The organism is Thioalkalivibrio versutus (assembly GCF_001020955.1).
Lineage (GTDB): Bacteria > Pseudomonadota > Gammaproteobacteria > Ectothiorhodospirales > Ectothiorhodospiraceae > Thioalkalivibrio > Thioalkalivibrio versutus.
Genome location: NZ_CP011367.1, coordinates 2304693 through 2331633 on the forward strand (window position 1 = coordinate 2304693; position 26941 = coordinate 2331633).

General features: G+C 59.7%; 17 protein-coding genes, 2 tRNA genes and 1 pseudogene. 5 read left to right on the forward strand and 15 right to left on the reverse strand.

Features of this window, described 5'->3' with window-relative positions; all coding sequences use genetic code 11:
* Positions 1-69 precede the first annotated feature (69 nt).
* Positions 70-300 (reverse strand): sulfurtransferase TusA family protein, encoded by a 231-nt coding sequence (locus TVD_RS10655; RefSeq protein WP_018144009.1) that lies wholly within the window; start codon positions 298-300, stop codon positions 70-72.
* A 136-nt stretch (positions 301-436) separates the two neighbouring features.
* Positions 437-766 (reverse strand): rhodanese-like domain-containing protein, encoded by a 330-nt coding sequence (locus TVD_RS10660; protein ID WP_019563460.1) that lies wholly within the window; start codon positions 764-766, stop codon positions 437-439.
* 198 nt (positions 767-964) lie between these two features.
* On the opposite strand from TVD_RS10660, the gene TVD_RS10665 reads away from it, so the two are divergent.
* The 3 genes from TVD_RS10665 (at position 965) to soxB (ending at position 4735) form a co-directional block, all read left to right on the forward strand.
* Complete coding sequence (locus TVD_RS10665; RefSeq protein WP_018144011.1) at positions 965-1318, forward strand: hypothetical protein; 354 nt, start codon at positions 965-967, stop codon at positions 1316-1318.
* 55 nt (positions 1319-1373) lie between these two features.
* Positions 1374-2816 carry a M48 family metalloprotease gene (locus TVD_RS10670; protein WP_047251580.1) on the forward strand — a complete coding sequence of 481 codons (1443 nt, stop codon included), beginning with the start codon at positions 1374-1376 and terminating at the stop codon, positions 2814-2816.
* 110 nt (positions 2817-2926) lie between these two features.
* Complete coding sequence (gene soxB / locus TVD_RS10675) at positions 2927-4735, forward strand: thiosulfohydrolase SoxB (RefSeq protein WP_019568063.1); 1809 nt, start codon at positions 2927-2929, stop codon at positions 4733-4735.
* Between the two features lie 127 nt (positions 4736-4862).
* On the opposite strand, the gene TVD_RS10680 is transcribed toward soxB, so the two are convergent.
* From TVD_RS10680 to TVD_RS10690, 3 genes are all read right to left on the reverse strand, one after another.
* Positions 4863-5318 carry an RT0821/Lpp0805 family surface protein gene (locus TVD_RS10680; protein WP_047251581.1) on the reverse strand — a complete coding sequence of 152 codons (456 nt, stop codon included), beginning with the start codon at positions 5316-5318 and terminating at the stop codon, positions 4863-4865.
* Positions 5319-5511: 193 nt separating this feature from the next.
* A tRNA-Lys gene (locus TVD_RS10685) sits at positions 5512-5587 on the reverse strand.
* Positions 5588-5605: 18 nt separating this feature from the next.
* Positions 5606-5681: transfer RNA gene (locus TVD_RS10690), tRNA-His, on the reverse strand.
* 489 nt (positions 5682-6170) lie between these two features.
* Between TVD_RS10690 and TVD_RS10695 the strand changes: the two genes are divergently transcribed.
* Complete coding sequence (locus TVD_RS10695) at positions 6171-6620, forward strand: VPA1267 family protein (RefSeq protein WP_047251582.1); 450 nt, start codon at positions 6171-6173, stop codon at positions 6618-6620.
* Positions 6617-8666, forward strand: a pseudogene (locus TVD_RS14390) (ATP-dependent DNA helicase). Before TVD_RS10695 ends, TVD_RS14390 begins: the two are co-directional and overlap by 4 nt.
* On the opposite strand, the gene TVD_RS10710 reads toward TVD_RS14390, so the two are convergent.
* From TVD_RS10710 to TVD_RS10750, 10 genes are all read right to left on the reverse strand, one after another.
* Entirely contained in the window at positions 8606-11932 is a 3327-nt protein-coding gene (locus TVD_RS10710) for a hypothetical protein (protein ID WP_047251585.1), read from the reverse strand. The pseudogene TVD_RS14390 and the gene TVD_RS10710 overlap by 61 nt on opposite strands.
* Before the next feature lie 93 nt (positions 11933-12025).
* Complete coding sequence (locus TVD_RS14625) at positions 12026-13171, reverse strand: hypothetical protein (RefSeq protein WP_156167546.1); 1146 nt, start codon at positions 13169-13171, stop codon at positions 12026-12028.
* 82 nt (positions 13172-13253) lie between these two features.
* On the reverse strand, positions 13254-13631 hold the full coding sequence (locus tag TVD_RS14395; RefSeq protein WP_082119121.1) for a DUF4160 domain-containing protein: 378 nt from the start codon (positions 13629-13631) through the stop codon (positions 13254-13256).
* A gap of 230 nt (positions 13632-13861) precedes the next feature.
* On the reverse strand, positions 13862-17056 hold the full coding sequence (locus tag TVD_RS10720) for a type I restriction endonuclease subunit R (RefSeq protein WP_047251587.1): 3195 nt from the start codon (positions 17054-17056) through the stop codon (positions 13862-13864).
* 186 nt (positions 17057-17242) lie between these two features.
* On the reverse strand, positions 17243-19696 hold the full coding sequence (locus TVD_RS10725; RefSeq protein ID WP_240472312.1) for a DEAD/DEAH box helicase: 2454 nt from the start codon (positions 19694-19696) through the stop codon (positions 17243-17245).
* A gap of 345 nt (positions 19697-20041) precedes the next feature.
* The gene (locus TVD_RS10730) at positions 20042-20995 is read right to left on the reverse strand and encodes a GIY-YIG nuclease family protein (protein ID WP_047251588.1); all 954 of its coding nucleotides are present in this window, start codon (positions 20993-20995) and stop codon (positions 20042-20044) included.
* Positions 20992-22401, reverse strand: coding sequence for a restriction endonuclease subunit S (locus TVD_RS10735; RefSeq protein WP_047251589.1), 1410 nt, complete (start codon positions 22399-22401; stop codon positions 20992-20994). The genes TVD_RS10730 and TVD_RS10735 overlap by 4 nt, the downstream gene beginning before the upstream one ends.
* On the reverse strand, positions 22398-24377 hold the full coding sequence (locus TVD_RS10740; RefSeq protein WP_047251590.1) for a type I restriction-modification system subunit M: 1980 nt from the start codon (positions 24375-24377) through the stop codon (positions 22398-22400). Before TVD_RS10740 ends, TVD_RS10735 begins: the two co-directional genes overlap by 4 nt.
* Before the next feature lie 874 nt (positions 24378-25251).
* A complete protein-coding gene (locus tag TVD_RS10745; protein ID WP_018145166.1) occupies positions 25252-25473 on the reverse strand; it encodes a nucleotidyltransferase family protein in 222 nt (73 codons plus the stop codon).
* A gap of 268 nt (positions 25474-25741) precedes the next feature.
* Positions 25742-26893, reverse strand: coding sequence for a hypothetical protein (locus TVD_RS10750; protein ID WP_047251591.1), 1152 nt, complete (start codon positions 26891-26893; stop codon positions 25742-25744).
* Between the last annotated feature and the right edge of the window lie 48 nt (positions 26894-26941).

Sequence of the window (26941 nt, forward strand, 5' to 3'; positions counted from 1 at the left end):
CATCGTTATTCAGGATTCGGGGCGGCAACCCTTGCGAATTGCCGCCCCGAATCAAGCACTTGAAGCGCCTTAGCCCTTCTTGATCAGGAAGTAGAACTTGCCGCCTTCTTCCTTGTGCTCCATCAGCTCGTTACCGGTCTGCTTGGAAAACGCCTGGAAGTCCTTCACGGCGCCCGGGTCGGTCGCGATGATGTGCAGAACCTGGCCGGCGTCCATCGCGGCCAGCGCCTTCTTGGCGCGCAGGATGGGCAGCGGGCAGTTCAGGCCGGAAGCATCGAGTTCTTGGTCAAAGTTGGCCATCGTTTCTCTCCTTTGAGTGCGTTTTATCAGTCGTGTACTGCGGTCCGGTTGGGCCCTGTGCGCTGCAGCCATTACCGAACGGTAATCAACCGAATTCCCCCTTATAGGCGAATCGGCATCGGAATACAACCGAATTCTAATCCGGGCTTACCACCGGTTTTCCGGTCTGGGCCCATCCGACAATGCCGCCGCGCAGGCTGCTTGCACAGTCCACCCCCTGTTGGGCGAGAAAGGCGCAGGCCTGGGCGGAACGCGCCCCACTCTGACAGTAAATGACCACCGGCGCATCACTACCGGTGAACTCGTCCTTGCGCAGCGGCAAGGTGGCCAGCGGGACAAGCTCGGCCCCCGGGATAATGCCGCGACCGGTCTCGCCCGGCGAGCGCACATCCAGCAAACGAAAGCTCTTGCCCTCGTTGCGCCACTGTTCCAGTTCGTCCGGGGTGATCTCGGTAAATCCGTACACGCTGCGCTCCGGGTCGTTCACTTGCGGGGGATGCCGTACTCGTCGCGTGAGCTCTGACCGGCGGCCGCTCTACGCAAAGAGTGGGCGCGGAGCATAGCGAAACCGATCGGAAATGCAAACAAGACCAAGCGAGGAGAGGTGGATGGTCGCCCGGGACGAAAAGTTCTGCTATCGTCGCCCACGCTTTAGAAAACGCTGATGCAGACACATCAGCTTCATTGCTTCGCGGAGGATATCCCGGTGGACAAGAGCGAATTCCAGGTCGACGGCCACTATGCCGTCACGCTGAAAGACGAAAACGGCAAGCTGCGCCCTGCCAACATCTACGTGCACGACATGCAGGACAACTACATGATCGCGCGGCGTACCTCCGGCGGCGACGTGGGCCTGCTGTTCAAGATGGACTATGACGACGTCATCAAGCTCGTCCGCACCCACAAGGTGCTGGACCGCAAGAAGTTCATGGTGCCTGCGGCGATGCTCAAGCCGAAGCTGTGGGAAACCCGCGACAGCATGCGCACCTATTCGTCGGCCCCGGGGCTTGGCAAGTAACGACCGCCCCCGGCATGCCCACACCAGAGGGCCGGCGCCCGCCGGCCCTCGCGGCATGCCTTCTATTGTCCATTTCCTGCTCGCCGCCCTTCTGGTGGTGGCGAGCCTGGCGGTACCACCCGCCCACTCCAGTGGCGTTTCCCTGCCCGACCTGGGCGAGGCCTCCGGCGGCGTACTGACCCCGGCGGAAGAACGCGAGCTCGGCCGCTCCCTGCTGCGCGAGGTCCGCCGCAGCGCCCCCCTGGTGACCGATCCCGAGATCGTCTTTTATGTCGACTCCCTGGGACGCCAGTTGCTGGCCAACGCACCCAGCGCCGATGGGCCGTTCTACTTCCTGACCATCGACAACAGCCAGGTGAACGCCTTCGCGATGCCCGGGGGCATTATCGGCATCCATGCGGGTCTGATGCTGGAGGTCCGCGACGAGGCCGAACTGGCCGCCGTGGTCGCACACGAAATCGCCCACGTTACCCAACGTCACCTCGCGCGCATGTTCGCGCGCGGGCGCGACATCAATTTCACCACCGGCCTCGCCATCCTGGCGGGCATCCTTGCCTCGGCGGTGGATCCGACCCTGGGCTCGGCCATCATTACCGGGGGTGTGGCCGGCGGCATCCAGCAACAGATCAACTTCACCCGCGCAAACGAGGCCGAGGCGGATCGGGCCGGGATGCAGATACTGCAAGGCACCGGCTTCGACCCCAATGCGATGGCCGATTTCTTCGAACGCCTGCAAGAGCTCTCGCGCGGGGTCGGCGACCAGGTGCCGGAGTACCTGCGCACGCACCCGGTCACCCTCGACCGGATCACCGACGCCCGCAACCGCGCAAACCAGATGACTGCCAGCGACACCCGCAACCGCGGCCCCGAATTCCAGTGGATGCAGGCGCGCATGCAGGCGCTGCAGGATCCCCGGCGAACCCTGGAACGCTTCCGCGCAACGGACACCCCCTCGCCCCAGCAGCGCTACGGGGCGGCGGTCGCCTATCTCGAACGTGGAGAACCCGGCCGCGCCCGCGAACAGCTCGAACGCCTCGATGCAGCGGACGCCCCCGGACTGACCCTCGAACTCGCGTTCGCAGCACTGCTGCGCGAGGAAGGCGAACACAGCGCGGCGCTGGAACGGCTGGAGGATCTGGACGCGGTGTACCCCGGCCACCCGGTGATCCGCGAACGCCTGGCCCGGGTCCACCGCGACCTCGGGCAGCCCGACCGCGCCATTCGCATCCTGTCCGACATGATCCGCCGCGAGGCGGCCCCCAATCCGGAGCTCCTGCGCCTGCAGGCGGACATCGCGGACGCGGCCGGGTATATTGCAATCAGCCGCGAGGCCATGGCCGAATACTTCTTTCATCGCGCCCAGTACGAGGAGGCCGTGCGCCAGTTCGAGGCGGGAATGGACGCCTCGGATGCCAGCGAGCGCGACCGTCAACGCATCGAAGACAAGCGCGACACGGCCCGACAGACCGCACGCGAGGCGCGCGAGGACCGGCGATAGAAACCGCGCACGCGGGGAATGTTCCCGCAGGACCATTCGTCTACCGACAGTCATAGAACTGCCCGAAAACCCACCACCAATACACCCGGACAAGAGAGGTAGAACTCCTCATGCACATCTCACGCCGAGAATTCATGCAGTTACTGGCCGCCGCCAGCGCCGCCGGTTTCCCCCTGGGCACCGCCGCCTGCAGCAACAACAAGGGCGGCACTGCGGGTGATCCCTACGACACCCTGGATCGCTTCGGCAATGTGCACCTACTGCACTACACCGACTGCCACGCCCAGCTGAAGCCGGTGTACTTCCGCGAGCCAAACGTCAACCTCGGCGTGGCGGACATGCGTAACCGTCCGCCGCACATCGTGAGCGAGCACTTCCTCAAGCATTACGACATCGAACGCGACAGCATCTACGCCCACGCCTATACCAACCTGAACTTTATGGAAGCGGCCGAACAGTACGGTCGCGTAGGCGGCTTTGCGCATCTGAAGACGCTGATCAACAAGCTGCGTGACTCGCGACCCAACGCCCTCCTGCTGGACGGCGGCGACACCTGGGGCGGCGGCTCCGGCTCCGCGCTGTGGACCAACGCGCAGGACATGGTCGATGCACAGAAACTGCTGGGCATCGACGTCATGACCGGTCACTGGGAATTCACCTACGGCGCCGACCGCGTGGAAGAGGTCGTGAACGGCGACTTCGCCGATGCCGGCATCGACTTCGTCGCCCAGAACGTGCGCGACGTGGACTGGGGTGACCGCATCTTCAAGCCCTACGTGATCCGCGAGATGAACGGCGTGAACGTGGCGGTGGTGGGCCAGGCCTTCCCCTACACCCCGATCGCCAACCCGCGCTGGATGGTCGAGCAGTGGTCCTTCGGCATCCGTCCGGACGACATGCAGGAGACCGTCAACGACGCGCGTGCCGAAGGCGCCGAGATCGTCGTTGCCCTGTCGCACAACGGCATGGACGTGGACATCAAGATGGCCGGCATGGTCGAGGGCCTGGACGCCATCATGGGCGGCCATACCCATGACGCCGTGCCGCAGCCGATGCCAATCGAGCGCCCCGACGGCGGAACCTGCCTGGTCACCAATGCCGGCTCCAACGCCAAGTTCGTCGGCGTGCTGGACTTCGATTTCCGGGACGGCGCAATCAAGGACTGGGAATACCGCCTGGTGCCGGTGTTCGCCGAGATGCTGCCGGAAGACCCGGCAATGGCGACCTACATCCACAACATGCGCAACAGCGAGGTCACCTGGAAGGGCGAGACCTTCAACATGGAGGAGAAGCTGTCCGAGGAACTGGCCGTCACCGAGGACCTGCTGTTCCGCCGCGGCAACTTCAACGGCACCTTCGACCAGCTGATCTGCGATGGCCTGATTGAATACAACGATGCGCAGATCTCGTTCTCCCCGGGCTTCCGCTGGGGCACCACCGTGTTGCCGGGCATGCCGATCACATTCGAGCATGTGATGGACCAGACCGGTCTCACCTACCCGGAGATGACCCGCAACGCCTTTACCGGGGCCCAGATCAAGGACATCCTGGAAGACGTGGCCGACAACCTGTACAACGCCGACCCGTTCTACCAGCAGGGTGGCGACATGGTCCGTGTCGGCGGCCTGAAGTACGCCATCGACCCGAGCGCCAGTGCCGGCAACCGGATCTCCGAAATGGAACTGGACGGCAAGAAGCTGGACGCCGACAAGGAATACGTCGTCGCCGGCTGGGCCAGCGTGCAGCAGAGCGTGCCCGGCGGTGTCGGGGTCGACATCTGGGACGGCGTCGCCGACTACCTGCGCAGCCAGGACGGCAATGTGCGCATCAGCGACCTCAACGAACCGAAGGTCAAGGGCATCGGCGAGGACAACCTCGGCTACGTCCCGACCACCGAGGACATGTACCGCAGGTCCTGATCGGTTCGCGCCCCCTTCCGGGGGCAACCCCGGAACGAGAAAGCCCCGCTCATGCGGGGCTTTTTTTTATGGCCGTCTTCCGGGTGACCCGTCTCGGGACAAGTCGCCCGGGGCACTGGGGCTCTCTCTAAACATCCACCCAGCGCCCGCTGGCATCACGGCAGGCCGTGCCGTTAATCGTTTCGGGGTAGCCGTCCATGGCGGCCTGCACCTGGTACTCGCGGCAGTCCTGCCCCGAGGAGCGGTAGGTCCGGGTCGGTGTAGCGTGGTACTGATGCCCGGTATTCGGGTTGCGCCAGGTCGAGCTCTGGCGATCCGGGACCGTCTCCAGCGTACGCGACACGCGCATCCGGTCCACGTCATCCATGCTCCGTCCCACCGAACCGCCAACCGCCGCACCCGCCAGGGTCCCGGCAATAATCGCCGCAGTACGCCCGCGCCCGCCGCCGATCTGACTGCCGATGACACCGCCGGCCGCACCCCCGATCAGGGCCCCGGTCTGCTGCTTGCTCACCGTCTGGCACCCCGCCAGGAGGGCCACCAAACCCGCCAGCATCAGGATCATTAAAATTCTGCCTGTCATCTTTCCAGCCTCCCGACGGCACAAACCGCACTGATACACGAACACGCAAACAGACTACGCCCGCGCATCTGAACGGAAGGTGAAAGAACTGGAGATATGCCGCCCCATCCTTCGCCACACCGAAAACGGCAAAGGGATCCGCTACACGCCTGCGGCGCTATTTGAGATCAATCGGGAAAAGCGGGAAAGAAAATGGTGGGCCGTGTAGGAATCGAACCTACAACCAATGGATTAAGAGTCCACTGCTCTACCAATTGAGCTAACGGCCCCCGGAACAAAAAAGGGGGTGGGGTGACCGATGGGACTCGAACCCACGACAACCGGAGTCACAATCCGGGACTCTACCAACTGAGCTACGGTCACCACCGTGTCACTGTACAGCTACTTGCGCGAAGGGCGGCCCTGGCGCGCCCGGCAGGACTCGAACCCTTATATCGGGTAAGCCGGACAAAGGGCCGAAGGGTTAGTGAGTGAGTGAGTGACTAGCACCCACACCTACCCTTAGAGCGGCGCTATTACAGCACCGTTGCTGGTTGTCGTCAATCCCAGCAGCACCCCCTCGCTTTGAGCGAGACCCAATATGCACCTATTGCATATTAGGTTCTCCTGACGGAGATTTTTCAAAATCCGGAATACGCAGGCGCTGCGGACCGCCGGGAAGACCCCGATAGCGATGGTCGGCCGCCAGTGAAAAGCACCACGGTCGAAAACGGCAACAGGGACGTAGGCCACGAGCAGAATCCCGGCTCCCCTCCCTCAACCGTGGAAGGGCTGGAAAGATCCTTCCGGCGGCGCCAGGCCATATGCCCTGGCGGTAAGGTTATGGGTCAGATACAGGGACGGAGACTGAAGGTGGCGAGCGGACGTGAATTAGCCAAGACCAATGTCGACACCTTTAACCGATGGGTCGAAGAACGCCGAGCCAAGGGGGACTGGGATCAATTCGTCCGGCGGGGTCAACTGAACCGAACGGAGATGGCCAAAGCGTGCAACTTTGCCAAGAGCGTCCTACGACAGAACCCGGCCGTGAAATCCGCCCTAGAAGGACTGGAGGCAGAGTTACGGTGTGACGGTGTCCTTTCTTCCGTCGAAGCCGGAACGGCTTCGACCGTGGCCAGCCGAATCGGCTCAATCAAGAAGAGGACCGCCGGAGTCGACCGTCAAACCGAGCAGCGCATCCAGATCCTCGAGGAACAAAACGCTGCGCTCCGCGATCGTGTCCGGGATCTGAACGAACAGCTCGAGCGGTACCAGCGCATCGGTGAGCACCTGGCACAAACCGGCAGGTTGGTGCGCCCATGAGCCAAGAGACCGCTGGAAAAGAGGTGGCCGTCGAGATCACCATCTCAGCGGTGCGTAGCCGCGGCCGGCGCGGCGGGGTCATCGTATCCGGCCGGACCTCCGCAGAGAGTCTGTATGTGGCTCGGTGTAGCTGGGCATTAATCCCAGACAGCAGCTTTCCGGATGTCGGACAGATATGGGCAGTTCGCGGCACGCTGGGTGTTAACCAACAGCGTGAGTGGCAAATTGAAGCCGCTCACGCGGAGCTGGTACCGCCTTCTAGCGATAACATCGTCGCTTGGATCACGCAAAGCAGTGCCTGCCGTGGGATTGGAGTCGTCAAGGCTCAGCGACTTTTCGATCATTATGGGAACCGACTGATCGACCTGATCGCACAACGAGATCTCGGCGCACTGACTTCGGTGCTGAGCGCAGAAGCGGCTGGTCTCATCTGCTACGCCTTCGAGCAGTACCGTCTCGGCGAAAGCCTGGTTTGGCTGCGTCAGATCGGCACCCCTCCTCCAATCGCAAGAAAGGTCGTTGATATCTACCGCCATGAGGCGCGAGCAAAGGTGGAGGCCAACCCGTACTCTCTGCTCGCTTTCGAAGCCCAGTGGAAATGGGTGGATCGCTTGTCGCGGGAGCGCTTCAATATTTCGGAGGACGATCCGCGCCGGCTGGAAGCAGGCGTCGAGGAAGCACTTTACCGGGGCCTTAAGCACGGCCACACCTGCCTTCCGAGGAACGATATCAAGGCCCGCCTGAAGACACTGCTTCGTAATCCTGTACTGGTCGACGAGGCAATGAAGATCGGCAAAAGCACACAGTACTACGAGACTGGCGACCTATATCAATCCGTCGGCATGGAACTCATGGAGCGCGAGATCGCCGAACGGCTGCTGGATATCTTGGGTGGCGAGACACCGGAAGGTGGAACGTCGTCACTCCACGCAAGGCCTGACCAAGAAGCCGTTGAATCCGCCATTACCCGCCACGAGCGCGCAGAAGGATTCAGGCTATCTCCAGAACAGCGGCAAGCGGTGCTTTGCAGCGCGCAAGCTCATCTTAGTCTGCTCCGTGGCGGAACTGGCACGGGCAAGGCCACCGTTCTCAAGACCCTTTACGATGTACTGGAGACCATTCAGGAGCGACCGGTCATCCACCAGATCGCTCTTACCGGCAACGCCGCACAGCGCATGTCCGAAGCTACTGGGCGCCCGGCATCCACCATTACCGCGTTCCTAGCATCGCTTGAAAGCGCCCCCCCTCAGCCCCGGCACGGTGGTCGTCGTCAACGAGATGTCCACGGTCGACACCATTCTCTTCTATCGTCTCATACGATATATGACCCCAGGAATGCGCCTCGTCCTGGTCGGCGACCCCAGCCTCTTGCCACCCACCGGGCCGGGACTCGTGCTCCATTCGCTCGCCGACAACCCTGCCATTCCGCAATCCGAACTGACTGTGCTCCAGCAATGGTCTGAGACTAGCGGGATCCCGCGTGCCGCCTTTGCTATCGGAATGCACACAATCCCGGAGTTCTCCGAATATGCCGGCCGCGGGATAGGGGTCTCGTTCGTTGAATGCCAGGAGACCGCCCTCGACCAAACCGTCCAACGCATCTACGGTGAGTTGGGGGGAAGTGCGCAGGACTTCAGTGTGCTAATTCTGTCCACAACTCGCAGTGGCCTAGGTAGCTCCCGACACCTCAACCAACTCCTGCACGAACAGCACCGCGGACCAGGCAGAGGCGACGCTCACCCAAAGGGCTGCCGCCAAGATGCGACGCGGCTACACCGGCTGGTCGAACGACGCGTAGGGCAAAAGGGAAAGGCTCGGGAAGGGAATGGCATGAAGAAGGGCAAGGGGCTTACCCGAAAAGGGATTTCGATAAGTCGAGCCAAAGGGCACAAACGGTATAGGTTCCGAGCCGCCCTACGCCCAGCATCAGCGGCGGCGCGTAGTGCCGTCCGCTGCATGCTGTTGTTGGCCCGTATAGCTGTAGATCATCGAGCTTGCCTGATCCGTTCGAGCGTTCTCACCACCGGCGGGTCTTCAACGCCTTGAGGGATTATCGGATCGTCGTCCAACCTTATCCCCACACTGTCGGGATCGTGCGGCCCAACCTCCCACGCTTCTCTGATGACGATTCGCTTCTTTTCAATCTCGTTTTTTGCCGCCCAATGAATCTGGCCTCTGTTCAGCTTCGCCTGGCTAAGAATGTACTTTCCGGCCTTCTCGTAAGCGGCAATGAAACGCTCCAGATTCTCGCTTGAATCAGGAGTCATCGTGTGAATGCGTGACACAATCATGATGTTCTTCACCCCATCTGCGACCAAGTCGGACGCTGGATCACTCCCGATCACGATGCGATACCAGTGCGGTTTGTCTCGACGGATATTGCGAAGTATCGCTATACGTAGCCTATCACCTTCATCGACGTCGCCAAGTTCGTCGTGCCATCCCCTGAATATCTTTAGGCCGGCATCGGCGTTCTCGAATAGCAGTGCAAGGATCGGAGGCACTGAAGGATCGGGGGCGGTGGCAAACACCACTCCCCGCCATTCGGCCTCATTCCAGATCGCCTCTCGGATCAGAGATACGGTCCGAATTTCGCGGTGTGACACATGATCCAGATCACCCACTTCCGGCGGTACCTCGCTGTCGGCGGGAGCTGGCTTCAAGTCTGTCATATTCTGCTCGGGCGGACTCGCATGTCGATCCACCTTGTCCCACACTTCCGTCCGAAGCAGCGGGTAGTTCGTGGCCTTCGGATCGATCCTCTGGTCCAAGTTCGTCTTGGCGTCGTGTCCCAGCACGTTGCCCACCACGACAAAGGACGTGGTGAAGTCGAGGGCTCGTTGAGGCGCCAGATCGTCACGAAAGAGTCTGGTCAACAGCGCCTCCGCATTCTGAAGCAGAAATGCTCTGGCGAGGATATGGGCGACCACTTCGAATAGGCGGTCCTTGAGCTTCGTTTGCTCATCAATGCTTAGCTTGTGAGGCGAGAACGGACGACATCGGATTTCGACAGACGGCCGACCATCTACATCTCCAGCATTAAATGTAAATGGTGACTCGGCAAACTCCCCTGCCTTGATCTTAACCTTGACTGACGGCTCACGAGCGATGATGCGGTCACTCATGGCGGTTGCCAGCAGTGCCTCTAGGCATGCCAACAATGATTCGCCAAGCTCAATGAAGGGGGACTCGTTCCGACAGGTCACATCGATGCTGCATCCCGCAACGGAGGATTCCAATCGAATGGTCTGCGCGAGGTCAATCTTGGGTGCCGGCGGAAGATCACCCTTTGCGGGTTGGTCTCGCCACATTCTGAAAAAATTGCGTCTGTCTTCTTCGTCAGCTTCTTCTCCTATTAGCGCTGACGGCACCTCATCCTCGTGACCAAGCGCGAACAGCAATGCGACCGCAGCCATAGGAAGCCCCGTGGAGTCGAGTACTTCAGGTAGTTGAGTCAGGGCACGAAGCGTTTCCAGATTGGCCTTGAGCAGCAGCATCCCCGCAATCGGATCGAACATGTCGTCCTGTGTCACCCACTTGATCGTGCATCCGCGATCGTTCAGCACTCCGCGAATCAGGTGATCAACCTCATGCCACGCAAGCATTGGGCCCAATCGCCCAAGCCGAAGTTCCATCCACTTGATGCGGTTGTAGCAGGCCGCCTGTTGGGGTGTAAGGCTTTCGTAGGTCCAGTAGTCATTTGTGGCGATGCTTGCGGCTGCGACAGCCGTTCCTCGCGCTGCCCATAGCAATCCCACCCGTTCATAGGCATGTGAGCAGAGGTATAGCGCATGAACCGCGTCCTCTCGACTCTCGTGCTTGAACAGTTTTCCCATGACTCGCCCAAACATGCGGATGGCGTCATACGCATGCCCAGAATCCAACTGCTGCGTGCCCCGTGGCACCATCATGCGAGCTCCAGATACGTCACCTGCCCGCCGCGTGGAGGCCGCGACAGTCTCTTCGAACAATCTCTGGTATCCCGGAAGCTCGCCGAATATGGCACCAAGTTCAGTCACGATCTTCGAAAGTGGTTCAAACGGATATCCGATCAGCCCCTCTGCCTTCTCCACAACATCCGCCAGGCGGCCAAGCAGATCATCATGCTCACCCGGCTTCGCTGTGAGCAGTTGCACCAGAACAGCCAGACTCTGCGCGTGGAGGGCTGCACTGGGGCGGTCATCTTGCTGTGCAACCGTCAGAAGCGATTCAAGCAACAGCTTCGCTCGCGGCTTCGTGTCAACTTGATCTGCGAAGGCCTGCGATTGAGCGATCACGTTAAGGCACGAGAAAAGATTGGACCAGAGTTCCAACTCGTACGGGTTCTGACTCCCATGCGCTCGGCGCTCAACCTCATCGTATTGCTGAAGGAAGGAGTTGTAGTCCTCGTACCACCAGTACGATGTCCAGGCGTGCTCGTAGGCGCAGAGCAACTGCTGGTGTGCGGTGCCGTATTCATTCGCCAGACGCTCGGCTCTCGCGTACAAACCCTCGACATCTTGACGGGGTCGCTCCATGCATCTAGCCAAGTCGGCTGACAGGAGGCCATTGTCAACCAGAGCGAGTGATTGACGCCCCTCTTGGATCGCCGCGCTGATCTCCCTCTCTACCGAATCGAATTCCTGTTGGCGCTCCGTATCGCGTGGGCCCTTGCGCTCCTGTTGCCGGAGTTCAGTCTTAATCTGGAGCCGATCAATGGCAATCAACTCAAGCTTGTTATCAAAGACCTGATCCAGAATCCATGTGCGGTCGAAAATTCGGACATCGATACCATGCTCCCTCGCGAGAGCGTCTTCGACTTCGGCCCGGACTTTATCGCGAATGAACTGGTTACTTACAAAGAACGCCTTCGAGTATCCGCGTTGCGTCGCAACAACCTTGCCAATATCAGACCGAACTTTCGGCCGCCAATCCTCTTTGGCACTAAAAGCGAACGCCCAGCGTTCCGTAGACGCTTTATCAGGCTTCCCCACATACCAGGACAACGCGAGTAACGGAGCCACCGGATAGGTTTCGGAGTCAACTTTGCTGTCGCCGCCTCCACTGGGGCCTGTATGCGGCAGTAGATTTGGGCACACCGTCCTTTGGAGCAGTGCCTTGGAAAACTCTTCGAATAGCAGTTCTTCGTTACGGTTTGTCAGCGTACTGAGATGATACTCAAGCATCGCGCGGTCCAACGCTGGCACGGCGCTGGACACCGTATCTGAAAATCGCTCAGGCCGCCGCATTTTCAGGAAATGCTTAGGTGAGAACAGCAGACTGGCATTTGGGCTCTGATTTAGCGAGTCGTTCGGTGCTCCGAGATCATCCATTCATACTCTCCGTAAGTCCGCGTTCCGGCCAACACCAAGCATCACGCGACCGAAAACCGCGTAGCGGTTTTTGGGTCGCCGTGGATGCACTCGTTAGCCACCAACTCGCTCCCCCACCCATTCTACGGCTTCATTGATGTCAGCAATGATTACACATGGATAATCATTCGCCAATTGGAGATGCTTTTGCTGAAGAAGCGACCTTAACGGTTTCTCCGTCATAAAAACTCTACAGTATCCAACTGCGGCTGCCGCATGCTGAAAATCGTAGAAATCATTCGCTACCAATTTCCTCCCTTTATCCCAGCGAACCGCAGCATGACATAGAGCAGAAACATGCAGACTTGGCAATCTCAGTGCCACGGACCTCTTTGTAACTAAGTTTCCGAATACTGTATGCCATTTCTGTTCGCGCTCCTGCCTTTCATGGTCCGAGCACGCAGCCGAAACGCCCGATACCCTCTCATATTCATTTTCCGACCACATGCGGGGCACATGCATGAAAAGACTCATCGCACCGCGGATTTCGTCAAGATAGACCTGCTTGAAGTTCTTCACCTCATGTTGATGATTTCGATTTAGCTCATTCAGGTTGCCTGCCGTTTCACCGAATTTCTCTGGTGGAAAATCACCTCCGTCCTCCAGATAGGAAAGCACTTCAACCAATGGAATCTGCCACATATGGTCAAAAAATGACTTTTGAACGACGAGTTCCTCTTCCGGAGGAAAGGCTGTCTCTGAAGGGTGCACTACGCCCAACACATAGCTGAGCTTCGACCACACCAAGTCTTTGGGCTCGTGATACTGAGGACCGTTGGGTGTCGGCACGGAAATGACACCAACCAACTCCTGTGCGACCCGTTGTTCGTACGGAACCAGCGTTGTGCCTTGACTAAATTCATCAATCAGCTCTGCTGTGGCTTGCCGAGTTGTTAGATCTTGCTGTTTTAGTAACTCTAGAAACACGGCCTCACTAATCGGACAGAGAACTTTTCCGCTCCTTACAGCGCTTCTTATCTTTCCGAGCAACTCATCGACAGCCTGATTTTTTGACCGACCCATGTGGGCATCACGAAGCTGCACCCAAAAGCATTTATCGAGATATATCTTCTCCAAGCCCTGAATTGACTCAGCAAGCTCCAGTGCTTTTGCCTTGACGTATTGATCTATAGAAATCTCAGGATGTCGCCTGTGGAATTCGAATGAAGCCGCTATATCAGGAGTGGTGGGTTCTTGCATGGGTTGCACTGTGTGGCTAACGCCTCAATAACCGACGCGCGCTAGCGTGTCCGGCGCCGTAGGCGCGAAGTTAATTGACTTGTTACACGTCACCTGCCAGCTCCGCCAATAGCTGTTCATGTGGTACACCGGATTGCAACGAGTTCCAGATTTCTAGCACCTTCTCTCGATTCCGATCTAGCCAACCTGAGACGTCGCTATCGTATTTCTTAGATAAGCTTCCCTCAATTCGCTCACCTGACTCTATGGCATAGCTGGCGGCATGGTGCTGTCTTCCATAGTCAATATGGATATGTGGTAGATGATGCCCGTTTTCTTGGTAAATTTTTATCTTCATGTTTTTTCTCTCTGCCAAGAGGATTTCCATGAAGCCATTCCCAGACGACCGCCTTGGCTCAGTCAATAAATCTTTCTTAGCAAAGAGTCTTTGCAACTCGTCAAACTCTTTTTCAAAACTCATACTTCATCCAAAACGTGTAACAGTGTATTAGACAGAATCTGAGATATTGGCGCTATACAGATTCTGGATAACACCGACATGGCCGTGATATCCCGCAAGCAAGGCGCGCCATACCGTTCGGTTGCCAACGCGCGGATGGGAGCACGCTTGGCGGACCGAAAGGCCGGATTGCGGCGTGGTGCGGTTCGGCCCCCGGGGTGGCGGGGCGTGCGCCAATGCCCTGGGACGTTTCATTGAGCGGGCCTTGTGGGGGTGGGGCGTTGGTCGCCTGCCCCGGCGGTCAGCAGGCGCAGGATCAGCAGGGCGAAGTCGCGTTGGCGTTCGGGGTCGTCCAGGACCTGCATGGAGAGTTTTTCGTGGTCGGTCATGGCGTCGAGGACGGTGTCGGTGACGCGCTTGGGGAAGAGGCCGTGCATCACCTGGTCGGGGCTGTGGTTCTCGACCTGGGCCATGACGGCGTCGTCGCGGCGAATGCGGTCGGCGATGCCATTGTAGAACTGGAGCTTGTCTTCGTCGCTGACTTCGGCGCCGAAGAGGTCGTTGAGCTGGTCGATGATCTCGGAGAGGCGTTTCTTCTCCGGGTCGTGGGGCTTGCCGGAGCCGACGTCGGAGACGGGCTTGAGGCCGTCGTAGTCCTCACCCTCTTCTCCGAGGTTCAGTTGGTGTTCGGCGCGCTTGTTCAGGCGGTAGTGGGTCAACTCCAGTTCGGAGACGTCGATTGCGTCTTCTTCCAGGTTTTCGGGGCGCAGGAGTGGGTACAGTTCGTGGGCGTACACGTTGAGCTGTTCCAGCTCGCGGTCTTCGAAGTCGACGATCTGCGAGAGGAACTCGTAGCTGCGCACGAAGCTCTGGAGGTTCTTGCGGAACAGGTCCAGCTCGTCGCGGGTGGTGTGGGCGTCCTTCAGCTCCTGCTCGGCTCGGTGTAGGCCGGGCTTGTCGCCATTGCGCTCGGCTTGGGCGTAGGCGGCCTTCCAGGTCTGGATCTGTTCCAGCACGGCCTTGTAGCGGGTGGTGTAGCGTTCCTTTGCCGGCTGGCAGTAGTAGCTGAGCTGGCTTGCGTTGACCTTGGGATTGAAGAATGCGCGGGCGAAGTTCTCGACCTCGTCCCAGTGGTAGATGCCTGAGGCGTCCAGGCTATGCTGCAGGTCGTAGACCACGTTCGGGTCGGAGACGTCGGCGAGCTCGGCCTTGTTGTAGTACGGGCGGAAGGCTTCGAGGATGTCTTCGGCGTCGTTGAAGAAATCGAGGACGAACGTGTCCTCCTTGCCCGAGAAGGTGCGGTTCAGGCGGGAGAGGGTCTGCACGCATTCCACGCCCTGCAGCTTCTTGTCCACGTACATGGCGCAGAGCTTGGGCTGGTCGAACCCGGTCTGGAACTTGTTGGCCACGATCATCACGTTGTACTCGGCGGTCTTGAACGCGTCGGCCAGATCGCGCCCCTTCAGGCCCGGGTTCAGCAGCGAGCTGTGCTCGTTCACCTCCTCGGGGATCACCTCGTCCGGCAGCACGGAGCCAGAGAAGGCCACCAGTGCGTGCACGTCGTCATAGCCCTTGTCCTGGATGTACTCGCGCATCGCCAGGGCGTAGCGCACCGCCTCCTGTCGACTGCCCGTCACCACCATCGCCTTGGCCTGGCCGTCCAGCAGGTGGCGCACGTTGGCGCGGAAGTGCTCGACGATCACCTCCACCTTCTGGCTGATGTTGTACGGGTGCAGCCGCACCCAACGGGCGATCTTGGTCGAGGCCTTGCGCGACTCCACCTCTTCGTCGTCGCCATGGGGGTGAGCCAGCTTCCAGGCGGTCGAATAGGTGGTGTAGTTCTTCAGCACATCGAGGATGAAGCCTTCCTCGATCGCCTGTCGCATGGAGTACAGATGGAACGGCTCGGGCTTGTTCTCGGCCGAAGCCGGCAGGTCCGGATCCGGCGGACGGCCGAACAGCTCCAGGGTCTTCGCCTTGGGCGTGGCGGTGAAGGCGTAGTAGCTGATGCGCTCGGTCGGCTTGCGCGAGGCGACGGCCGCATCCATCAGCTCTTCGGCGCTGATCTCTTCACCCTCCGGCTTGTCGGTGCCCAGGATGGCCTTGAGCTTGGTGGCGGAGGAGCCGGTCTGTGAGGAATGCGCCTCGTCGGCGATCACCGCGTAGCGCCCGGCGGACAGCTCCGGGCGCTTATCCAGCGCGTCGAACAGCGCCGGGAAGGTCTGGATCGTCACGATGATGATGCGCGTCTGCTCGGCCAGCGCCTCGGCCAGTTGCTCCGACTTGCTCTGGTTACCAACGTCGCGGGTGATCGGCCGCACCACACCGTGCGCGTGTTCGAACTGGTAGATGGTGTCCTGGAGCTGGCTGTCCAGCACCGTGCGGTCGGTGACCACCACCACGGAGTTGAACAGCTTGCCGCCCGCCTCGTCGTACAGCGAGGCGAGCTGGTGCGCGATCCAGGCGATCGAGTTGGACTTGCCGGAACCCGCGCTGTGCTGGATCAGGTAACGCTGGCCGGCACCTTCCTCCCGCGTGGCCCCGATCAGGCGGTTCACCACCTCCCACTGATGGAAGCGCGGAAAAACCAGCAACTCTTTCTTGCGCCGTTTTCCGTGAAAGTCTTCCTCCGGTTTGTCCTCCAGGTGCAGGAAGCGGCCGATGATCTTGAGCCAGGCATCCGGCTGGAACACCTGCTGCCACAGGTAGCCGGTGGCGTAGCTGTCCGGGTTCGGGGGCGCGGGGTTGCCGGCGCCGCCGTCCTCGGTGCCCTGGTTGAAGGGCAGGAAAACCGTGTCCTTGCCGGCCAGGCGGGTCGCCATCGCCACCTCGTTCTGGCTGACCGCGAAGTGCACCAATGCACCGCGCTTGGGGGTGAGCAGCGGCTCGGGCTTGCGCGTGACTGGGTCTTTTACCGGGCGGTCGCGCCGGTACTGGCGCTTGGCATTCTCGACCGACTGCTTGAACTCGCTTTTCAGCTCCAGCGTGGCGGTGGGGATGCCGTTGACGAACAGCACCAGATCCAGCCGCGGGTTGTACTCCCCGCTGCGCGCATGCGGCGAGTACGAGACTTCCGGCACCACGCGCAGGCGGTTGGCGCCGTAGCGGGCCTGGGACTCGGGGTTCATGCCGTGGTCGGGCTTGAAGCTGCACAGATCCAGCTTCGAGCCCCGGTCCTTGACCCCATGGCGGAGCACGTCCAACGTCCCGCGGCGATCCAGCTCGCGGGTCACCGCACGCACCAGGGCCCGTTGCGGATCCTGTGCATTCTTCGCGGCGAACTTTTCCCAATGCTCCGGCCAGGCCTCTTGCAGATAGCCGACCAGATCCTCGGTATAGAGCGCGTTCGCGGCGTCATACCCGCTGGCCGGACCGGTGAGCCAGCCGTCGGCGGTCATCGCGTCGATGATGTCCTGCTGGAACTGTGCTTCCTTGCTGTCCGCCATTCATACATCCTTTACTTATATTCGCTACTGACGACGCGATACACCGTACCTGAAAGGCACGGTCGATAAGCTGCGCCCAACCCGGATACCCCAGTCCAAACCCCAATCTGCGGCTCCCATTGTGTCAGATCCGACAACGCGCTCCGTTTTTATGCCAAACGCCTACTCTCCACCAACCGCGCAGAGCTACGGAGTTTCGATCAAATAGTCGCGCGCCGGCCTATTCTCAAGCCAACCGATCAATCCTGGACCATCTGCCATGACAGACTTGAGAGCCTCTATCGCAAGCGCCCTCCAAGCCAAATCCCCTGGTTCCTGGAAACTGCGCCGTAGTTCCCTGACCGTCTTCAAGCACTCTTCTGCCCACTCCCTAAATTCGTCCAATCCCCAATACGCCACAGACCCAAGTGAATGCATCGCTCCCGGCCTCGCCTTCGTCGCAGGGGTTACAAGAACAGACTGGATAACCCGCGCGTCGGCTGCCCCAACTACGTGGTCTCGGATCCATTCCACATGGGAAGCGGCCTGACGCGCCTTCGTCGCATCAATCACGGCCGTGCTATTAGCATTCGCGTGATCTTCGAACACAATAACCACATCCCCCGCTTTCCACCACGGATCAGGGGAAGCATCACTCTCCCTCTTATCCGCCTCAAACCCAAGATGCTCACCTAGCAGTACCTGAGCCCGCTCGAACTCTTTGCCTCCCTGGAGCCCCTTTCGGATCTCCCTCTCCCTTGCTGAGAATTTCCGATTGTGAAGCGTCCCTTGTTTCTGCAAATATGCCTCTAATTGCTCTACTTGAAGCATACAAGTCGTCTTCTCTTGGTCTTCTACCGTAGGACGTTCATCACGGTTATGAGCCAGCGCAACAAGCCAAGGAATACCCGACGCGGCTTCTTTTGCTTTCATGAAGTGCTCTCGGGCCTGCCCATCCAATTCGCCATATTCTTCTACGGATGAAAGCGATGCCGCACTCCCCGCCAGGTAATGCCAAAGGGCCCGATAACCCCGCAGCTCTGAACTAGCCATACCACCCAAAACCTCTCTGGCGGCGTCAAAAGCTCTCGAATAGTCGTGAGCCCACATCGCTTTCTGCCACTCGATCTCTTGTTTCACAACCGATGCCAACTCGTCCATTGCCGGAAACGGTTCCTGCGCGGCGTTACTCCTTGCCTTTAGAATGCTCTCGTTGGCTATTTCCCAATCCGCCTCATGCTCAAGAAATATTCGGAAATTATCTAAAATCTCTTCCACATCAATCTCACTGGATTGCTCAACCCCGAACTCCAGCTCTGCTTGCAACTCAGGATGGAAATGCTTCCGCTTGCGTCGATCCGTCAGATAACCTGCCAGGTCCTCTCCGGTCACCACTACTGCCGAATAATCGTTCAGACCACGCGTACACCTCCCGACCGCCTGAAGGACCCGAGTCTGAACTCGATCATTAAACAGAAGGTTTGCCCCCATTCTACTCATAAGGAAGCGCTCTTGGAGATTCATGGCTCTCGGCAGTCCCTCAACAAACAACAGTCGACAGTCGTCGTTCGGGAAATCTATTCCGTCATAGCGATTGGCCACCACCGCAACCGCCTGCTCCTTACCAACGAAACACTCTCGACTATTCTCGAGTTCATCCGCCAGAGATACGTTAAATCCGAGCGAAGCCTCTACATCGCTTTTAATCATATCAGCGGAATTCTTGGTTGGGGTCAAAACAAGACTACGACCGGCTTTTCTCATCAGGTCCCGGCGTAACTTTACGGTATCATCTTCTTTCAAAGATCTTTCGGGGAATATGAAGAATCGGCGACCAATGCCCTGCCGGTCCCATCCTTCTGGAATCGGCAGGCGAGTGACGTTAGGGCGGCCGGTGAGACGCTCCAGATCCCCTCCTTGCCCCAAGGTGGCGGACATGAATATTCGTTGTTTCGCGTTGTCAAACGGCGAGTGCGTCCAAGTCGGAGGGATCAATGGCCGGAGCATCACCTCTAAGTTCCCAACGAAGAGCTGACACGCTGCCAAGTGCTCCGAAACCATTCTCCAAGCAAAGCGCTGATTGCTATTACCTATGTTTTCCGAGACGACAGCCTGTAGCTCCGGGGCAATGGAAGCGAGGGTCTGGCTTGGAATCTTGTCAACCCATGTCGCGTCCTCAAAACCATCCCCCTTCCCAATCAGGCGAGAATAGCTTGTGTCATTCAATATACCCCTGAGTACGCCGGCGACGGCATTGAATAGGTGCTCGTCTTCGCCAAGCTTGCAGATCCGGACTGTCCATTGGCTTGCGATATAGTTCTCTGACGCATGCGCGTCGTCGACAAGAATAACGTCGGGATTGTTAAAAAATGGATTGGAGTTAAACAAGCTGCTATAGGTAGTTACCGCGATCTTCCTCACATCCAGGTAGGCGGATTTCGAGGGGGGCGCATAAGTGCTCACCTGTCCAGTAAAAGCTTGAACAGACAACCCATATTTCTCTGCGGCTTCATCGGCAACTTGATTCACGAGCTGCTTTGTGGGGCAAAGATAAACTACGCGCTCCCCATACTTCCTGCGCCGCCATTCGGCTAGCAGGAGTCCAACAAGGGTCTTCCCACTCCCGGTTGGGAGCTGAAATGCGACGTCCGGAGCGGTCAGGGCCTTGGACGCATATGTGCGAAGGACCTGTCCTTAATGGTCATACAAGCTGGGATGCTTGCGCCGGGGCAGGTCCCCAAAGAGTCGGTCAGGACTGTCCGGGACAGGGACCTGCGCAGAAGGTTTCTTAAACGCCATACTGCCTCGTCATAAGCGGGTGCTCCAGGCGCTCCCAGAGCGGGTTTTGAGAGTGGTTAGTGCCCCGAACCATGAAGCCAAGAATAACCTCAGTGCAACGGGCGTTGGCGGTATAATAGCCACCGGCCGGGCCATTAACGTCATCTCGTCAATGATGTCATTGCTGGAACTGTGCTTCCTTGCTGTCCGCCATTCCGTTTCTCGTTCTTAGGGTTCTTCGGGGGTTACTTCCGCCGCTTCGGCGACCAATTGTTCCTGCCATTCGCCGTAGGACTGGCTGGTGTCCTCGCGTTGCCATTCCTTGCGGCCATTTGCGGTTCTTCCGACCACCATAGCAGCGGCCGCACTGGGGCTGGAAAATGCGTAGTCGCGTGAAAACCGCATGGGACCATTGCCATCCGGTACGAGTACGCCTTCCTCCACCAGTTGCTCGAACAAGCGCTGATAGCCGTGGGGCGTCGGCCCCACCCACGCCTCGCGAGCCTGTGATCCTTCCAGGACGAAAAACTCGCCGTCCATCTCCTGTCCGTAGGCCGTGATGCCGCTCTTGGACAGCACCATGCGGAAGCGGGGCGAGGCATCGTCTGAAGTGGGGGCAGGCTTGAGGCTGGTTGCGACTCCCCTAGATGGGGGCCGGCTGGAGTCGCGCAGGAACTCGAATCCGAGCACGGGCAGGACGGTGCGGATCTGCTCCAGGAAGAAGGCCATGTCGGCCTGGTCGGCCTCGGGCAGGCCGATGTAGTCGTGGCGGGTGCCGTTGATCAGGGTGCAGCGGCCCACGCGCTGGGCCTGCTGGATCAGCAGACTCTCCAGGACCTTCACGTGGGCCTTGGTCAGGTTCTGGTCCTTGCTGGTGATCAGGCAGACCTTCTCCCAGAAGTCCTTGCCGCCCTGATCCTCGGTGCGGTTGTGCTGCTTGAGCCGCTTGCCGACATCATCCGACTCGCCGATGTACACCTGCGGGCGCACGCTGTTCTCCGCATCCGGTCCCACCAGAAAGTACACCCCAGTGCGACCGCACTCCGGCCGCTGCACCAGCTCGCTCAGCTTGCCGCGCGGCCCGGTGAGCACATGCCCGGTCCAGTTCATGATCTCCGCCGTCAGCAACCCGTGCGGCGAGCCATCGACCAGGAACAGGCGGATGCTGCGGCCCTGGCTCATGCCGCACCGCCTTGCGCCGAATACCCGACCGACTCCTCGGCGACCATCGGCAACTCGTGTTCCTCCTGCCCGGTACCGGTCGCCCAGCCGCGCACGTCGATCTTGCCGGTGACTGCGGCGGAGATAAGGGCAGACCGCCGTTCGGTTAGCAAGCCAATCGATTGCTCGCCGGCCGATGTCAAAGTCGAAATTGCAGCAAGTTCTTGATCGATCCTCGATGAAATCGAATTTTGCTCCTCTACGGGTGGAAGCGGGATCAGGCAGCTCTTGATGTGGCCATGTGAAATCTTTGCCATCGACATACTCGACCCGCGAGCATCAGCTTGAAGCTGCGCTCGACCTACGTCACTCAGAAGCACGTAGCACAGGAATCTCGAGGTCACGTTTCCTGAGATTTTGAGCCTATACACGAGATCCGAAAAAATAAGCCGCGCTTCTGGCTCATTCCGCACGACACACGCATCGCCAACCAACTCTGGGGTATTGGCACGTGTAACGAGTAAGTCGCCTGCGTGGATTTCTATACCCGAATCCGGAACCACATCATCCGGCAGTTTCTTATTATTTCCTTCAACAAACTGCCCTGTTCGAATTGCGCTTAGCTTTATCACCCCCCAATCCCCCGCGAGAGCGGGAAATGCTTCGGCAGCCGGACTCCATCCTTGATCGATACCCGACAAGACCCTGGATAACGATACAACGCCCCAATGCGCCGGAACCTCGCCCAGCCACTCGACGCCGGAGTCCTTCATGGGCACGTTGGGGTCGAGGCCCTTGGTGACGGCGTGGGAGATCACCGCCTGCCGCTTCTCCTTCAGCAGCTCGATCAGCCGCCGCTGCTCCTCGATCAGCGCATCAATCTTCCCGGTCTCGTGGTCGAGGAACTGGCTTAATCTTTCTTGTTCATCCCAAGGCGGCAAAGCGATCCTGAGGTTCTTTATATCGTGCCAACCAATCGCAGCTCGATGAGCAAGAATTCCTTGCCCGAAGGACTGCGCGAGCCTTTGAAAGGTTTTCTCCTCGAACACCCTTAGCGCGTACCGAGGCAATGCAGCGCCGGGAACCGCAGTAAGAACTATATAGACCGGGCTACAAACCCCTCGATATCGTGATATGCCATAAGACCCAATCCCATAGTTCATGCTGTTAATTACAAGGTCGTCCTCTTCAACAATCTTGCATTTGGATAGATCTTCTGGCTTTTTGTTTCCGACGTCTCCTTTCTCAGCATAGGGGAGCACGCCACGACCAGCCATCAATGAAAGATAGTCACCAATACCTTGGTCATTCCTTTCATCACGTTCCTCAACAAATGCGCGGACTGGCACGACAGCCCAATGCGCCGGCACCTCGCCGAGCCACTCGACACCGGAGTCCTTGTACTCGGGATACTTCGGAAAGCTCACGCCGACAGCTCCTCGATCATCTGCTTGATGCGGGTGGTGACGGCCTTGAGGTCAGCGTCGATCTCCTCCAGCGGGCGCGGGGGCTGGAACACGTAGAAGTGGCGGTTGAAGGGGATCTCGAAGCCGACAATGCCGATCTCGCCGTCCTGCTCGTCGCGCTTGTTATCGTCGATCCAAGCGTCCGGGACGTGCGGTTTCACCTCGCGCTCGAAGTACTCGAACACGTCCTCGCCCAGCGGGACGTTCTCGGTGTCGCGTAGGTCGCTGTCGGACTCCAGGTTGCCCTTGTTGTCGGTGCAGATGTCCGCTTCGGGGTCGCGCTCGCTCAGTGCATTCCAGATGGACTTGAGGGCCGGGGTGCCCAGCTTGATGCCGAGGTCCTTCAGCTCGGCCTTCAGGTCTTTCAGGAAGGCCTCGCGGTTGGTATAGACGCGCTCGGCGTCCAGCCGCTCGCAGGCGGCCTGCACGCCGAGGCGGGTGGTCTCATCCAGCTTCTGGATCGGCTTTTCGGCCAGCATGCGTTCGATGCGCTCGGGGCTAGCCTGGAAGTTCAGGCGTAGCGGACGCTCGACCGTGATGCGGCGGTAGCCGAAGGCCTCGTTGGGGAAGAACTTGCTCTGGTCGCTCTCCTCCAGGCTGCCGTAGGTGCGCACGATCGCGTCGATGTTGGCGTCGTCAATGTACTGGCGCTTGGAGCCCAGCGACTTGCGCATCTTGGCGTAGCGGTCGGTGGCGTCGATGAGCTGCACCCGGCCGCGGCGCTCGGCCGGCTTGTTGTTGTTCAGCACCCAGATGTAGGTGGCGATGCCGGTGTTGTAGAACATGTCCGTCGGCAGGCCGATGATGGCCTCGACCATGTCGTGCTGCAGCAGGTAGCGGCGAATCTCGGACTCGCCGCTGCCGGCCCCGCCGGTGAACAGGGGCGAGCCATTGAGGATGATGCCGATACGCGAGCCACCCTCGCGCGGGTCACGCATCTTGCTGACCAGGTGCAGCAGGAACAACAGCGAGCCGTCGGACACGCGCGGCAGGCCGGGGCCGAAGCGGCCGTTGAAGCCCTGGTGGTTGTGTTCGTCGGTGACCTGCTTCTGGACCTTCTTCCACTCCACGCCGAACGGCGGATTGGCGAGCATGAAGTCGGCCTCTAGCTCGTCGAGCTGGTCGTCGGAGAGCGTGTTGCCGAGCTTGATGTTCTCGACGTTCTGGCCCTTGACCAGCATGTCCGCCTTGCAGATGGCGTAGGACTCGGGGTTCAGCTCCTGCCCGTGCAGGGACACGGTCACGTCCTGGCTGATCTGCTGGACGTATTCGTCGCTCTCGGACAGGAAGCCGCCGGTACCGCAGGTGGGGTCGTACACGGTGACGATACTGTGCGGCTTGAGCTTGTGCCCCTGCCCGGTAAGCACGAGCGAGGTGGTCAGGTGCACGATGTCGCGCGGGGTGAAGTGCTCCCCCGCCGTCTCGTTGGAGCTCTCCGCGAACTTGCGGATCAGCTCCTCGAAGATCAGGCCCATGCCGAAGTTGGAGATGCGCGCCGGGCGCAGGTCGATGGCGGCGAAGCGCTGCACCACCTGGTACAGCAGGTTGTTGGACGCGAGTTGCTCGACGAAGTCCTCGAAGTGGAAGTGATCGAAGATCTCGCGCGCATGGGCGCTGAAGGACTCGATGTAGCTCATCAGGTCCTCGGCCGTCTGCGTGTCTGACAGACTTCCCAGCGATAGCGGCGAGGTGTTGAAGAACGGCTGCTCAGCCTTACGCAGCAGAAGCTGCTCGCGAACAGTCTCCGACTTGTTCTCGTGCTCCTTCGCGGCGGCCAGCACGTCGTCCTTGGTCGGCTCCAGCACGCACTCCAGCCGCCGCAGCAGCGTGAACGGCAGGATCACCCGCCCGTACTGCGACTGCTTGAAGTCCCCCCGCAGCAGATCCGCCACCGACCAGATCCACGCCGCCGTCTCCGAATGATTCTCCGTGTTCAAGCCCTGCTCCCCTGTTCTTTTTCCCATGCCCGGGACCAAGTCCCAGTGATGGGAACATTGTTGCAGTAAACGAAGGCCGGCGGCGAACACCGGAAAGACAACCGCGTACGGCACGTGCCCCTTTGGGTCGGACACCGCACCTAGGGGGCAGCCCTGCGGATCCACGGTCCAACCTTGCTTTTTGTCTTGGGCCCGCCAGGGTGGCAAGAAGCAAGGTGTGATCCTCTGGCACACAGTACGATCCAACATCCATAGTTGGAAGACAGGCCCCGTGAACCTCCGCACCCGGTGGATTCAGTTACCACCGAAAGGCTGGATTCGCTATAGTTCCGCTGTTCCCGCTCTACCGCTGGTATCGGGCATTCGAGACTGCGTCCAAGGTCTGTCCGGCGCAGCCAAGCCAGGACACGTTCGATGAAGGACCGGCCTGGTTTGCGGCATAGCCCTCTTCGCGAGGGCTATTTTCTATCTACAGGAACAGGCTGACTTTCTTCAGGATTTATCGCCCGAGGAGGTTCGGCGCCTCTGGCGTGCCAAGGCGCGGTCCTTGCGCTCCAGATACAAAGCCAGGGCGATCACGCCAGCTACACCCACGACCACAAGCGCGAACAGGAGCCAAATCATGGCTTGACCCGCTTCGTGGCGGACACGCAGGGGTGCCAGTACGAGGATTCTGACAAGTACGCCAATGCGGTACTCCTGTAAAAGGAACCCAGACGGTTCTGCCGTACCCGGGGGGCGACGCAGGGAGATTCGACGAAACACATGCACATGCCCCGAGTGTAGCAATCCCATCACTGGCAGGACGCGATGCGCGAATTGACGGGGCGCTGCCTCTCTTCTTGGCTAAACGGAAAACCCGCACGCTTGGCTCTCAGATCGTTTGAGCCGTCTTGAGTACGTCTGATTTCCACCGGTCCGGCAGCGCCCCGGGCGTCAGCACGTCGACCTTCAACCCAAGCAGCTCCATCAGCTCCACTTGCATGGCGCCGATGTCTAAGAGCGACGTTTCCTCAGTGGTGTCTACGAGGATGTCCAGGTCGCTATGCTCCGTATCTGTTCCGTCAAGGGCAGACCCGAAAACACGGGGATTCACCCCGTGATTCCGCTCGACAATGCGTCGTATGTCCTCCCTGTGTTTTTCAAGTGCGGCTGACGGTTTCATGCGTCCAGTCTAGCGATTCCCAGAGGCCTGACGAGGCCCTCGCGTCAAGCGAGCGCTTCGATAAGCCCCGGGCCGTCCTCGGCAGTCCGGTTCGTGCGGCGGGTACTACCCCGGTTTCGGTACATGTGCTTTGTGCCTTGGGGCGCTGCTGTCCCACTTGCGCGGCCCTCAGCCGCAGGGGTATCTGGGGATCGGCTGCTCACCATTCGGTTGCACACTGATAGAAGCCGTCCTCGCCGTGTTTCAGGAACACGTCATGGAGTACGTGGCTCATCTCGGACCGAGGCAGGTCGTGGTTACGACCGAAGCCCTTCAAGTCCCAGCCTTCTGCGCGAGCACGATCCGCTGCCCGTTGGCATGCCCCGATCATGTAGTTGGCAGCGTGTTTGCGGTTCAGATTGCGCTGCGCCATCGCGTCGGTCGCGCGGGCAGCACCCATCCACAGGAGTCGGTAGCAGCGTGAAACGGAGAAGTGTCGAAGCAGATCGGTAATAAGCTCCTTCAAAGCCGTTTCCCCTGGCATGGGGAGGTTCCGCCTCTCCATGCTCATGCTACAGAACTCCCAGCCCTCGGCGTGACCGAGGGATTGACCCACATCCATCCAGTGCTGACGCCATTCTTCCGGCCAAACTTGTGACTCCGCTGTTTCGATGATCTGGCGTATGAACTGAGTGGGGGCGGGATGCAGAACTACCCAGCTCGCGTGCTCGGGCCGCCACGTGCGCTCTTTGCGGGTGCTCTCGGGAAACGCTTCGGAGTCGGGAAATGGGGCGACGAGCTGTTCGCCGAGCAAGGTATTCAGGAGATGGCGCTGGTAGTGGATCGCGGCCGGCGTCCAGGGAGCCCCAGACGCACCCCAGGGACGCACGTTCTCTTTGTCATCCCACCCGCCGCTTCGCACCAGCGCGATCAATGCCACCGCTGCCTTTAGCGATAAGTCGCCAGGCTCGATCTGGCGCCGCTCATAACTCCAATGGCGAGAGCAAAATCCCGCGATTTCGTCTTTCTCTCGCCGGGCCGCCTTGATCGCTTCGTCCGCCCTTTGACGCTCGCAGGCGGGGCAGTGGCACGGTGCCCCCTCGATGTGACCGCAGTGGGTACAGGATGCCGAAGGGTGCACGCCGGCCAAGTGCTTGGTTCGCGGCAGTCTTTCCTCCCAAAGGGGAGCACCACAGACGTGGCACGGTTGATCAAGCCGCTTGGCAGGGAACTGTCGCCAGAGTGTGTTGGTACTGCACTTGAGACCGAACCGCTCAATCAGGTCGTGGACGTGATCACCGCGGTAGTACCGAGCCATCAGTTCGGAGAGCTGATCCTCAGTCAGGTGGTTAAGAGCGTCGTTCTGTCCCATCGGGGTGCCGGTTTATAGAGCCCGGTGAGACTTTACGCAGAATACGCC

Bases quoted from the DNA above. Each gene is read 5' to 3' on its own strand.
- TVD_RS10655 (WP_018144009.1), bottom strand. From the start codon at position 300: ATGGCCAACTTTGACCAAGAACTCGATGCTTCCGGCCTGAACTGCCCG.
- TVD_RS10665 (WP_018144011.1), top strand. From the start codon at position 965: ATGCAGACACATCAGCTTCATTGCTTCGCGGAGGATATCCCGGTGGAC.
- TVD_RS10670 (WP_047251580.1), top strand. From the start codon at position 1,374: ATGCCTTCTATTGTCCATTTCCTGCTCGCCGCCCTTCTGGTGGTGGCG.
- soxB (WP_019568063.1), top strand. From the start codon at position 2,927: ATGCACATCTCACGCCGAGAATTCATGCAGTTACTGGCCGCCGCCAGC.
- TVD_RS10680 (WP_047251581.1), bottom strand. From the start codon at position 5,318: ATGACAGGCAGAATTTTAATGATCCTGATGCTGGCGGGTTTGGTGGCC.
- TVD_RS10710 (WP_047251585.1), bottom strand. From the start codon at position 11,932: ATGGATGATCTCGGAGCACCGAACGACTCGCTAAATCAGAGCCCAAAT.
- TVD_RS14625 (WP_156167546.1), bottom strand. From the start codon at position 13,171: ATGCAAGAACCCACCACTCCTGATATAGCGGCTTCATTCGAATTCCAC.
- TVD_RS14395 (WP_082119121.1), bottom strand. From the start codon at position 13,631: ATGAGTTTTGAAAAAGAGTTTGACGAGTTGCAAAGACTCTTTGCTAAG.
- TVD_RS10720 (WP_047251587.1), bottom strand. From the start codon at position 17,056: ATGGCGGACAGCAAGGAAGCACAGTTCCAGCAGGACATCATCGACGCG.
- TVD_RS10730 (WP_047251588.1), bottom strand. From the start codon at position 20,995: ATGAGCCAGGGCCGCAGCATCCGCCTGTTCCTGGTCGATGGCTCGCCG.
- TVD_RS10750 (WP_047251591.1), bottom strand. From the start codon at position 26,893: ATGGGACAGAACGACGCTCTTAACCACCTGACTGAGGATCAGCTCTCC.